2 protein-coding genes are annotated in these 13,500 nt (G+C 60.4%); both read left to right on the top strand.

Annotated elements, in window-relative coordinates; genetic code table 11:
* The first annotated feature begins 293 nt into the window (after window positions 1–293).
* On the top strand, window positions 294–6,701 hold the full coding sequence (locus tag VJU77_08180; protein HKP03330.1) for a fibronectin type III domain-containing protein: 6,408 nt from the start codon (window positions 294–296) through the stop codon (window positions 6,699–6,701).
* 91 nt (window positions 6,702–6,792) lie between these two features.
* A partial coding sequence (locus tag VJU77_08175; protein HKP03329.1) for a hypothetical protein occupies window positions 6,793–13,500 on the top strand: 6,708 nt, incomplete at its 3' end.

Below are 13,500 nucleotides of genomic sequence, written 5' to 3'. Positions count from 1 at the left end.
GAAAAGTCGACTCAGCCTGGAGATTACATTTGCGTCATGTCCGAGCGCGCTTTCCCTCGTGTGTTCACTCTTTCTGCGACTCCCGATTGGCGGTCCCGCAAAAAATTGGCATCCGATTGCCCCCCTGTTCTCCGAACTAGGCTAAGTCGTCCCCGCGTTAAGGAGAAACCATGCGAAAGCACTCCGTTTTGGAATCGATCAGCGCTACTTCATGCGTTCTTCAGTCGCATTAAGGGAAAGAGGCGAGGGGATGGATTGGTCGAAGCCTCCGCCGGCCTAACCGGAAAGATCCCATGAAGAAAAAATCCTCGTCTGAATCCGGCATTTTTTGTGCGCGGATTTTATTTTCCATCCTTCTTTGCAGCGCGAGCGTTTTTTTGGCGCTAATTGGTTTTGCCGATACGACTCCAAACAACGGGGTGCTGACCGAATCGAGCGGACCGCTTGCCTTCACCGGCGGACCTTATCTCATAGCCAATCCCTCTTCCCAGGTGGACGGAACTCCGGACTGCAATCCCCCCGCGCAACCCTGTGACGAGTACGCGCTCACGGTCTCCGGGCTCGGTGCGGCGACGACGGCGAGCAAATACATTCGGATTGAGGTGGGCTGGCCTGAGCTCGGTGAGGCGCAGTTCGACCTCTATGTCTTCGCGGGAACGACCGCGACCGGCAGTCTTATCGCCAAGAGCCTTGGGAATCAGACGTACGTGCAACCGGACGTCGTTCTCATCCCGGCGACAAACGGCCTTTACACGATCCGCATAGTCCCGTTCAACCCCCAAGGCCTGAGCATTACGGGGTCAGTCAGCCTTGTGCCATTTCCTCCCGTAGCGCCAGTCGAGCCTGGAGTTCCTCCTGCCTTTTCGAATCATATCTCTCCCCCTGCGCTTGGAAATAGTGCGGGCGAGCCCTCGATCGGCGTCGACTGGCTGCCGCGCGTCCCATCGCTCAAGCACGATTTGGTCAACACGGGAGGAGTTGTCTTCTTCACGGCAGGCACCCAACAGCTGCGGGTTAGTTTCGACGATGCGTTTTCTCCGCCTATCTCTCTTTGGGAAGACGTGAACAGCCCTGTTTTGCCCGGGCTCGATCCAATTGGCTTTGTCGATCACCAAACGGGTCGCGTTTTCGGGCTCGAGCTAGCCGGTGCCGGCAGCAATGCGGCCTATTCCGATGATGACGGCACGACTTGGACTGCATTTGCGGCTGGGGGACCACCGTGGGGTCCTGATCATGAAACACTCGGAACCGGTCCTTACAATGCATCCGCAGTTCCGCCGCCACCGCCGCACCCATTGTATCAAAATGCGGTCTACTATTGCTCGCAAAACGTCGCCGGGGGAGCGGAATGTTCGAGAAGCGACGACGGAGGCCTGACGTTCGGCCCGGGGGTCGACATGTTTAATCCCGTCGAATGTTATGGCGGAATTCACGGTCACGTAAAAGTGGGCCCCGACGGGACGGTGTATGTTCCGAACTCGTCGTGCAGCGCGGGGAGCGGAAGTCAGGGCATGGCTGTCTCGCTAGACAACGGCCTGACCTGGGTTGACTACACTGTTCCCAACAGCGTGGGAAGTGGGGATCCCTCCGTCGGGATCGGAAGTGATAACACGGTCTATCTCGGCTACGTGAACGGAGACGGCCGCCCACACATTGCAGTCTCAACCAATCACGGGGCTGCGTGGATAAACGACTATGAGGTGGGGACGCCAGTCGGTTGCCCACCCGGCGACCACTACGCTCCTTGCCGGATCAAGAGCGCGGTCTTTCCAGCCGTTGTTGCCGGAGACGGAGATCGAGCGGCGTTCGGTTTTCTCGGAAGCACCACCGGCGGGAACTACCAGGACCAAGCGACGTTCCAAGGCATCTGGAACTTTTACATTGCCACCACCTATGACCGGGGCGCGCACTGGGTAACCGTCAATGCGACCGAAGGCGATCCAGTTCAAAAGGGATCCATCTGCCTCGGAGGAATTCTCTGCGGCGATGACAGAAACCTGCTCGACTTCAACGACATTAGTGTCGACAGCGAAGGTCGCAGCATCGCGGCCTATGCCGATGGCTGTGTGGCTTCGACATGCGGCGTGGCGAACGACTACGCCGGTCGCGCGAACAAAGCGGCTATCGTTCGCCAGTTGACGGGGCGCCGGCTATTCGCCGCTTTCGACCCCCCGGGAGCCAGCCCGACTCCAACGCCGACAGCGACGTCAACTCCGACAGCCACCCCTACCGTAACTGCTACGGCTACGGCCACAGCCACGCCAACCGGCACGCCGAATCCGGCTTGCACGCCACCGGGCGTCGTAGTCGTTACCGATAGCGGGACGAACGATGCCACGGACGCTCAGGCGAACCACGACATTATCAGCACAGCGGTGGCTTATCCGTTCACCGGTTCCGGTCCCGATAAACTCTATTTCACGATCAAGGTGCAGTCGCTCAGCGTTCTGACACCTAGCTCCTTCTACTATTCGTCTTTCACGGTTGATGGAGCACCGGCAGCGGCGGGCACTGTTTACGGTGTGAGAATGGTCGTCGATGCAGCGGGTGCGGCGACTTTCGAGAGTTATCTCGCGGGAGCGGCCAACGGTGGACAGGTGGATGGCCGTTTTGTCACTTCGTCCACCCCGGCGGAAGCGGGCAGTAACTTCAATCCGGACGGGACAATCACTATCATTGTCAAGCCGGTCAATATTGGAGTGCCGGCAGGGGGCAGCCATACCCTCACGAACTGGAACGGGGCGGTAGCTCAAACGGCAGGCGGAGTAGTCACCGCTATCCTCGATGGAATGCCGTCTACGACCGGGACGCCGATCTCGACAATCAATCGTGGCGGCAACCCGTTCACCATTCGGAGCAACCAGTCCTGCAACCCCAATCCGACCCCAACTCCCACGCCTTCGCCCACGCCGACGCCAGGGACAGCGACAGCTATTCCTCGCTTTCAGAACTACGTTCCACCATCAACGAACAATTTTAACGGAGGCGAACCCTCTCTCGGCACTGACTGGATAACCGGGAACGCGATGTATCTGGCGTCCTTCAGTTCAATCCGGGTTGGCTTTGATGACTGCTCATCGCCGGCGAGGGATACCTGGACGAACACCAATGTGCCCGCGGCCGCGTCGCTCGATCCAATCCTGTTTACCGATCACATGCGCGTGCCGGGCGACACCTCGCCCGACCGCACTTTTGTCTCGCAACTCACAGGACAAGACAGCACGACGTTCTTCACCGATAACGATGGCGGATCGTATCTGCCGAGCCAGGGCGGGGGAATCCCATCGGGAGTCGATCACCAGACGATTGGGGCGGGGCCGTATAACGGGGGCGCCGTCCCTCCGCCACCACCTCATCCCACTTATCCGAACGCGGTCTATTATTGTTCGCAGGACGTCGCGGCTTCATTTTGCGCGCGCAGCGATGACGGCGGCGTAACTTTTGGCGCCGGTATTCCTATCTACGACGCCACTCAGTGCACCGGGATTCACGGCCACGTCAAGGTGGCGCGGGATGGAACGGTTTATGTGCCGAATCGCAGCTGTAACGGCAAGGCTGCCGTGGTTGTCTCCAACGACAACGGTCTTACCTGGGCGGTGAAACCCGTGCCGACGAGCAGCACGACCGGCTTCCTGGTTGATCCTTCGGTTGGCATTGGCGACAACGATGTCGGTAAGCCGGGCGGTCAGCCAAGTAACACGATTTATCTCGGCTATCAGGCTTCGGACAGTCACGCGCACATCGCCGTCTCGCACGACAAGGGCGATACCTGGACGAGCGACCAGGATGTCGGCACTGCCTTGGGGATTGTGAACTCAACCTTCCCGGAAGTTGTTGGCGGGGACGACAACCGCGCGGCGTATGCGTTCTTCGGCACGACTGTGCCCGGTGACTATACCAACCAGGCCACCTTCAACCAGAGTGCGCCGTGGCATCTGTACATCGCGACGACTTTCGATGCCGGTTTGACCTGGACCACGGTCGACGCCACCCCGAACGATCCCGTCCAGCGCGGCTCGATTTGCAATTTGGGGACGACCGCTTGCATGCGGACTCCGAATGATCGCAATCTGCTCGACTTCATGGACGAAACCGTGGATGCGCAAGGGCGCACTCTCGTGGGTTATCCGGACGGCTGCGTGGACGCATGTGTCACCAATCCCACCGGTGCGCACCCGAACTCCTATACCGCGCGAGCGTCGATCGCGCGGCAGTCTGGCGGGAAACGTTTGTTCTCGGCGTTCGATCCAAATCCACCGGAGCCGGTGCCTCCCGCGCCACCGCGCGTGGATAGCGTTTACCGCGATGCCGCTAATGTCGTCCATGTTAATTGGTCAGAGCCCGACCACGGCGGTTCGCCGATCATCGGTTACAACGTTTATCGCCGGACGACGAGCGGTGCATTCGGTGCTCCGATAATGCTGCCTGCGGGGACGACCTCCTATTATGACACGACGGCTGACCCGGCCACCGCTTATTTGTATAAGGTAACGGCTGTCAATGCCATCGGCGAGGGGTCGAGCTGTGGAGAATTTCCCATCGGCGCTCCGCCTCCGACTAATCCGTGCAGCGCGTCCGGCTTCCTCGTTTCGACGGATCCAACGGGCGATCAGATTGGCGCGCCAACAATAAATGCCGACCTCGACGCCCAGTCCGTTTCGATTTCAGAGCCATTCCAGAATGGCGGCCCAAACAAACTCGTCTTTACGCTGAAGGTCGCTGACCTCAGTACGATTCTCCCGGGCCGGCAATGGAGGATCGTGTGGACTCCACCGACCGCGCCGTTACCGGCGGGTGCTGATCGGTATTACGTCGGCATGAGTTCCAACGGAGCTGTGGTGAGTTTCGATTATGGCGTGGTTACCTCCTCGGGCAATGAGCCTGTGGTCCAGGGAACGTCTCTCGATCCATCTCCGTTGATCACTGGCTCGTTCACTCCGGACGGCTTTATCGTCATCACGGTTGCAAATAGCGCCGTCGGGAACCCCGGACCAGGAGACGTCTTCAATCTGGTCAGCGCGAGAAACGTTGCCGGTCCTCCCAACCAGCCGATCGGGAGAGGAACGGCCATAGACTCGTCTGGCGACGGAGTATATACCGTGGTCGGAAACGTTGCCTGCGGGCCCACGGGTGGGACGCCTACTCCTACACCAACGGCAACCCCAACCCCAACGGCGACTGCCACTGCGACCGCAACGGCTACTCCGACAGCGACCGCAACAGCTACAGCGACGTCTACACCAACTGCGACAGCGACGCCGATAGTGACGGCCACGCCCACGGCCACTGCCACAGCGACACCGATCGTAACGGCGACTCCGACGGCAACTGCGACAGCGACGCCGATAGTGACGGCTACGCCAACGGCAACCGCCACAGCGCCGCCGATCGTAACGGCGACTCCGACGGCAACTGCGACAGCGACGCCGATAGTGACGGCTACGCCAACGGCCACCGCCACAGCGACGCCGATTGTAACGCCTACGCCGACGGCAAGCGCGACAGCGACGCCGATAGTGACGGCCACGCCCACGGCCACTGCCACAGCAACGCCGATCGTAACGGCCACTCCGACGGCGACCGCGACCGCCACGCCGATCGTAACGGCGACGCCAACGGCAACCGCCACAGCTACGCCGATTGTAACGCCTACGCCGACGGCAAGCGCGACCGCCACGCCGATAGTGACGGCCACGCCCACGGCCACTGCCACGCCGATCGTAACGGCTACTCCGACGGCGACCGCTACAGCCACGCCGATAGTGACGGCCACTCCCACGGCGACAGCCACGCCGATCGTAACGGCTACTCCAACGGCGACCGCTACAGCCACGCCGATCGTGACGGCTACTCCAACGGCGACCGCAACGGTTGCACCAACTGCGACCGCCACGGCCACACCCGCGTCGCAGCCGCTCAATTTGTCCACCCGTATGAGAGTGGATACGGGTGATAACGCCGGAATCGGTGGCCTTATCATTACCGGAAGCGCTCCGAAAAAGGTGATTATCCGAGCGATCGGACCCTCCTTGACGACGTTCGGCTTCCCGGCGTCTGAGTTGCTGGCCGATCCGACCCTGGAGGTGCATGGTCCCGGCGCCTTCATTACGCTCACGAACAACAACTGGAGAGATACTCAGCAAACGGAGATCGAAGCCAGCGGGTTGGCGCCGACGAATATTCTGGAGTCGGCGATCATCGCAGTATTGCCGCCTGGCGCTTACACAGCGGTCGTGCGTGGTAACGGAGCTGGGGTGGGGGTGGGCCTGGTTGAAGTCTACGATCTCGACGTGGCGGCAGCGTCCAAGCTCGGCAACCTCAGCACCCGTGCCTTTGTTCGCACGGGCAACAACGTGGTGATTGCCGGGTTTATCCTGGGTAACGGGGCGGGTGACGATCGCGTGGTGGTCCGTGGCCTTGGGCCGAGCCTGAGCCAATTCGGAATCTCGAACCCGTTGCAGGATCCTACGCTGGAGCTTCGCGACCAAAATGGGACGCTTCTGAAATCGAACAATGACTGGGCGGATGATCCGGCTCAGGCCGCCGAGATAACGGCTGCCGGGTTAGCGCCCTCCAACGGGAAGGAGTCCGCCATCGCGGCGACCCTGCCGCCGGGCCTTTACACAGCTATCCTTGCCGGAGCCGGCGCTACTAACGGCGTTGGGCTCGTAGAAGTTTATGATCGCGGTGACGGACCTTAGGCAAACTCGTTGCGGTCAATCCGCGACGGAAGCGGTCGTCGCGGAATCCGCTATCAATGCGCGCAGTTGCTAATGAAGAAAGAAAACCTCTATGCAAAAGAAAAACCCTGAATCCGGTTTCTTTACTCCTCGGGCCTTTCTGGCCTTCATCCTTTTTTTCGGTGGAGTGTTACTGGCACTCATGGCCGCACCGACCCCGCCGCCTAGCCGTCCTGCGACGCCGAGTTCTTTTAAACCGGTGGTGAGCAAGTCCCTTCTCAACAGCGTCTCGCCCGCGGTGCGTGATTTGCCGACCGGTCGAGCCTCAGCTCCGCGCTTGATTGAGCGGGAAGATGGGCTGCGGAAAATTCGCCCCGACCGCGAGGTTCCTTCAAAATTTGTGGATCCTGTGTTGCAGCGGGTGCTTGCTCCGGAACCAGAAGCACCCCTGGCCATGCCTGCTCCGCTGGCGACGTTCGAAGGCTTGAATTCGGGCGAAGCGTGCGACGGCTGCATTCCGCCCGACACGAACGGCGCGGTAGGTCCCAGCCAGTACGTCCAGATGGTAAATGCCTCCTTCTCGGTTTACTCGAAGGCGGGGATTCGCCTGGCCGGTCCCGCGCAAATCAACAGCCTGTTCGCCGGGCTGCCCGGGACCGCCTGCGCGAACAATAATAACGGCGACCCGGTCGTAGTTTACGATCGCATCGCGGACCGCTGGGTTCTAAGCCAGTTCGCGGTCCCCGGCGGCACAGTCGGTTATCACGAATGCATCGCGATTTCGAAGACACCCGATGCGACGGGGCAGTATTTCATCTACGACTTTCTGCTCAACCCGCCGACGCCGGAAAAGTTTCAAGACTATCCCCACTTCGGGTTGTGGCCCGACGCCTACTACATGAGCACCCATCAATTCGATCCGGACAATTATATCGGGGCCGGTGCGTTTGCCTTCGAGCGGGCGAAGATGCTCGCGGGTCTGCCGGCCCAGATGGTCTATTTCGATCTTAACACTGCCAACCCTGCCTTCGGTGGGCATCTCCCCGCGAACGTTGACGGCCCGACGTTGCCACCCGCAGGGGCGCCCAATTATTTCGCGGAAGTGGACACCGCCACGGATTTACCACCGAATGCGGCGTTGCGAATTTGGAAGTTTCACGTGGACTGGGCGAACCCAGCGAATTCGACATTTGGAATTAACGGGCAGCCCAACACGATTACCCCGATCGCTGATTTTGTGCGACCGAATTGCGTCAACTACAGCGCGGGATGTGTCCCGCAGCAGGGAGACCCGTTTCAATTGGATCCGATCGGGGATCGCCTGATGGCACGGCTGGTTTACCGAAATTTTGGCGATCACGAATCACTTGTCCTCAATCACACGGTGGTTGCGGACAGCACGACGATGCAAATGGGGCCGCGTTGGTACGAGGTGCGAAACCCCGGCGGCACTCCTTCGATTTTCCAGCAAAGCACGTGGGGGCCGTCCGGGCCGACAGACCTGCTCCATCGCTGGATGGGGAGCATCGCCATGGATGGCTCAGGGGACATTGCCATTGGCTACAGCACTTCCTCCGCTACTTCTTTTCCCTCCATCGCCTATGCCGGCAGGCTGACGACCGATACGATCAACACGCTTGGACAGGGCGAAGCGCAAATGTTTGCCGGGAGCGGTCCTCAGCACGGCGAATTATTCGCTCCGAGCTTTGGCCGCTGGGGCGATTACAGCGGCTTAACGGTTGATCCTACCGATGACTGCACGTTTTGGTACACGACCGAATACTACGCCTCCGTCGACGAAGCGCTCGGAGTATGGCACACCCGAATCGGAAGTTTCAAATTCCCGCAGTGTGTTCCCTTCGTGGCGACACCTACTCCAACTCCCACGGCGACACCGATCCCGACGGCCACGCCTACGCCTACTCCCACACCGACGGCCACTCCCACGCCTACCCCCTCCGGGACTCCCCAACCATGTGGAACGCCGGTGAAGTATTCGAACCCGGGCACGATCACGATCAATGACAACCTCCCTGCCTCACCCTATCCCTCAACCATCAACGCGTTCGTCGCCCCGGGGACGGTGAGCAAGGTCACCGTGGAGCTCACCGGGATTACTCATAATTTCCCGGATGACATCGGGGCGCTGCTGGTGGGACCCACGGGAGCGAAAGTGCGCCTGATGACTGACGCCGGGGGCGGAGGAACCGGGTTCTCGCTCAGCGGCGTCACCATGACCTTCGATGACGCTGCCACCCTTTCGGTGCCCGACGAAGGGCCAATTGTGACGGGATCGTACAAACCAACGCAAGGCGCCATCAACACGTTGAGCAATGCGCATCCGGCAAGTTTTGCGCCGCCCGCTCCTGCCTCGCCTTACGCTAACGTGCTCTCCGGATTCAATGGCACAAATCCAAATGGGACCTGGCGCTTGTTCGTTGACGACGATACCGCCATTGACGGTGGCAGCATCCAGGGCGGCTGGTCTGTGACCATCACGACTGTTTGCGGCGGTGGCAGTCCCACACCGACGGTCACTCCCACGGCAACCCCGAACCCAACCGCGACAGCAACAGCGACTCCTGCTGGGACAGCCACGGCAACGCCAACTGCGACAGGAACGCCTACCGCCACGCCAACGCCAGGCCCTGATCCCGATTGCTTGAATGCTCCTGTCGTCGTACTCACCGATCCGACCAACGACCAGGGCCCGCTGCCGTCGCCCGCGCCACCGACTAATCCGGCAGACGTGGATATCGTGTCGGTATCAGCAGGCGAGGATTACACGTTCATTAACTCCGAACGCCTTGTCTTTGTCCTGAAGGTCAATTCCAACCTGGCCGCAATTCCGCCCAGCCAAATCTGGAACGTGCGTTGGACGTTTAACGCGATCACGTACTACGTCGCCATGAAGTCCGACGATAACTCCCAGGTGAGTTACGAATATGGCACGGTGGCGGGCAATCTGATCACTCCGCTGGGAGGACTCGAGTCCGGCTCTTTCGATACGCAGGGAAATATCCGGCTTGCCATTGCCATGGCGAAAGTGGGCAGCCCCACTTCTGGCTCGCTCCTGACGGCGGTGAACGGCCTGACCCAGATGGATTTGGGCGGCGCGGTTTTCACCGGGGAAGATTCGACCAGCAGTGGAACTTACACGGTAAGGGCAAAGTCCGGGGCCTGCACGCCGATACCGATTCCAACAACGGGCAGCGCCACCTACATCCATGGTGGGATGACCTTCAGCCCCAACTACACGACTCGCGCACCCTATATCGGCCAGGATGTCGAACCGAGCGTTCGTTGCGACAAGTTTGGGAACTGCTACGTCGCGGCGATTAGAGGCGTCCCGGGTGGCACCGATCTCTGGTATTTCGACCTGCGTCCGACAGTTCCGGATCCAAACACGCCTGGAAGTTCTATTCCAAACCGCAACTACGATCCGTTCATGCGGAATCCTCAGTACCGCGGTCAGCCGGATAAAATCACAAACCCGTGCATGGCTCCCGCTCCTTGTGATGGAACCGTGGGCGGAGACGGTGGCGGTGACGTTGATATCGCGGTCGGCTTTAACACCGAAACAATTGAAGTCCTGAATGCGCCGCCGATTCTGGCTTATTCCAGTCTCGCGATCGCTAACATCTCGACCCAGCGCTCGACCGATAGAGGTGCGATGTTCATTCCGAATCCCGGCGGCACCGCTACCGGTGGAGTAGCCGGGGACGACCGGCAATGGCTTGAGTTTTTCGGCCCGAACACAGTTTACATATTTTATCGGACTCTCGAGCCGGCGATCTCGCAAATTCAGCGCTCGATCGACGGCGGACTTACCTATGGCAATGCGACGACTGCCGGGGCCGTCGGACAGGCGGGCGGGATCTCTGTCGACCAGAATGATGGCACCGTTTATATCAGCGGCAGCAACGGGAGCGTATCGGTGGGTATTCCACCTGCGCCCGGGTTACCGCCCATCACCTATACGACGCATGACGCAGCGGGCACCGGAAAGGCGCACCTCTTCTTCACGGTCAAAGTCGGCGGTGATGGAACTGTCTATGTTTGTTACTCAGACGACCACGATGTCTTCGTTAAGTTTTCGACTGACAAGGCTAACACTTGGAGCCCGGCGATTCGCGTGAGTGACGGACCTGAAACTGAAACAGCGGTCTTCCCCTGGATGACGACTGGACCGGTGCCCGGGACCATTGGCGTGGTTTGGTACGGGAGTGATAAGCTTACCACCGGCGACGATACGGCCGATTGGCACGTCTTTTACGCGCTGGGAACCGACGTCAAGGGCAACCCGATCTTCCGGCAAGCGGAAGCCAGCGATCACGTTATTCATGGAGCAAATATCTCCGAGGCTGGATTGGTCGTGGGCGGGATGTCGCCGAATCGTAACCTGGCGGATTACTTCCAGGTCGCTTTCGATCCAACCGGCGCCGCCGTCATCGGTTATTGTGACGATCACAATGATCTGAGCGGCCACGCTTTTGTCGCCCGTCAAATCAGCGGACCCGGCGCCACCGGGGCAGCCATTCCGACCCCGGTCGAGGGCAGTTCTTTGCCTCCTCCGCCCAACCAGCCATTGCCCACGGCGGCCAGCGTGGGCGGCATCATTGGTTCTCAGGTGACCGACTTTAGGGCGGACGTGCGGCTCGGTGGTAACCCGGAAACCGGAGGCACTGCTGTCCTGCCGGTCGATGATCCGCTCGACATCCTGTCGGTGCTGTATTCGGCTGAGCCAACGTCCGCGGTAAATCCCGCGCCGCTTCTGGTGGCTACCATGAAGGTATCGGACATGACAGCAATCACCCCGAGCTCGAACTGGCGCATGACTTTTGCAGCCAACGCGCCGAACTCAGTCCTGAGTCCGACCAACGAATATACCTTCGGTGTTTCCGACCGGGGCGATGGATTCTTTGTCCGAGCCACCACTGATCCAACCGGCGTTCAAACCTTCGTTTACGGCACGGCGAAGCGAAACTTTGATGGCTCGATCACTTATACAGACCAGGGCGCGGCCGACTGTGGATTTTTTGATCAAACAGCGAAGACAATCACCATCAAAGTGGCGTTGAGTAAGTTTAACGCTGTCTTGCCCGTTGGGCATGCTGCGATTGGGGCGGGCTCAATTCTGACGGGTCTGCGCGGCAGCACGTTCACGACAGCGGGGTCCGGTGCGACTGGAAACAATAAGGCGGATACCACTCGTGGCGGCACGCAATACACGGTTGCGGTGGGACCATTAACTCCGTGCGGACCGGCGGGTGGAACGCCTACGCCGACAGCAACAGCCACTCCGACATCGACGGCGACCCCAACGGCTACGGGTTCGCCTACTGCCACAGCAACGCCCAGCGCCAGTGCCACGGCTACCCCGACTGCGACAGCCACGGCAACGCCAACGGGAACAGCTACGCCGACTGCCACCGCAACTGCCACCTCGACCCCGACAGCTACCGTGACAGCGACCCCAACAGCCACGGCCACAACAACGCCGGTAGTAACGGCGACGCCCACGGCGACAGCCACGCCGGTAGTGACGGCGACACCAACGGCAACGGCCACAGCCACACCGGTCGTAACGGCGACTCCCACCGCAACGGCTAGCGCGAGTCCAACAGCAACCGCCACTGCGAGCGCAAGTCCGACAGCAACTGCGACGGCGACGGCAACGCCTACCCCATGCGGTACCACGTTTTTCTCGCAGAACTTTGATGGAGTAACGGCGCCGGCGCTGCCGCCGGGCTGGAGCACGAGCGGCACCGGGAACGGGATACTGTGGGTGACTTCGACGATCGCTCCTGATACCGCGCCCAACGATGCCTTCATCGACGACCAGAACGGAGTGAGCGACAAGCTCCTCATTTCTCCGCCTATCACCATTCCGTCCCCTTCAACTCAGTTAAGGTTCCGCAATAATTTCAACACGGAAATGAGTAGCGGGGTTTTCTGGGATGGAGGGGTGCTGGAAGTCGCTTCGCCTAATATCAATGGCGGCGCGTTTATCGAGGTGACCGATCCGGCCGTGGGCGGAAGTTTTGTTTCGGGAGGATACACCGGGGAGATCGATGGGACCGCGAGCAACCCGTTGGCCGGGCGCATGGCATGGAGCGGAAATTCAGCGGGTTACATCACCACGGTGGTGAATTTGGGCCCCAACCTAAGTGGACAAACCATCAGACTGCGCTGGCGGATGGGGACGGACCTGTTCACGGCCGCACCAGGGTGGCGCATTGACACCCTCTCAATCATAAACGGCCCATGCACGACACCAACCCCAACCCCAACTCCGACGGTCACCCCAACCGCGACGCCTACACCCACAGCGTCCGCCACGCCTTCGGCCTCGGCCACGCCAACCGCCTCGGCTACTGCGACCATGACGCCGGTAGTCACGGCCACGCCGACTGTTACGGCGACAGCAACGGCGAGCGCGACGGCAAGCGCTTCCGCTACGCCAACGTCGACAGCTACCGCAACCGCCACGGCAACCCCTGCGGCGCAGGCCCTCAACCTGTCCACCCGTCTGCGAGCGGATACCGGAGATAACGCAGGAATCGGCGGTCTGATCATCACAGGCAGCGCTCCCAAGAAAGTGATCATCCGCGGTATCGGACCGTCATTGACGAACTTCGGATTCCCGGCGTCGGAGCTGCTGGCCGATCCGACTCTAGAACTGCACGGGCCCGGCAGCTTCGTCCCGGTGACGAACAACAACTGGAGAGATACCCAGGAAGCGCTGATTCAAGCCACCGGGTTGGCGCCGACGAATGATCTGGAGTCGGCCATCATCGTGACGCTGCCTCCCGGTGCT

Source organism: Chthoniobacterales bacterium (assembly GCA_035274845.1).
GTDB lineage: Bacteria > Verrucomicrobiota > Verrucomicrobiia > Chthoniobacterales > UBA10450 > AV80.
The sequence above is the reverse complement of the archived record's forward strand: the minus strand, read 5'-3'. Positions and strand labels throughout refer to the sequence as shown.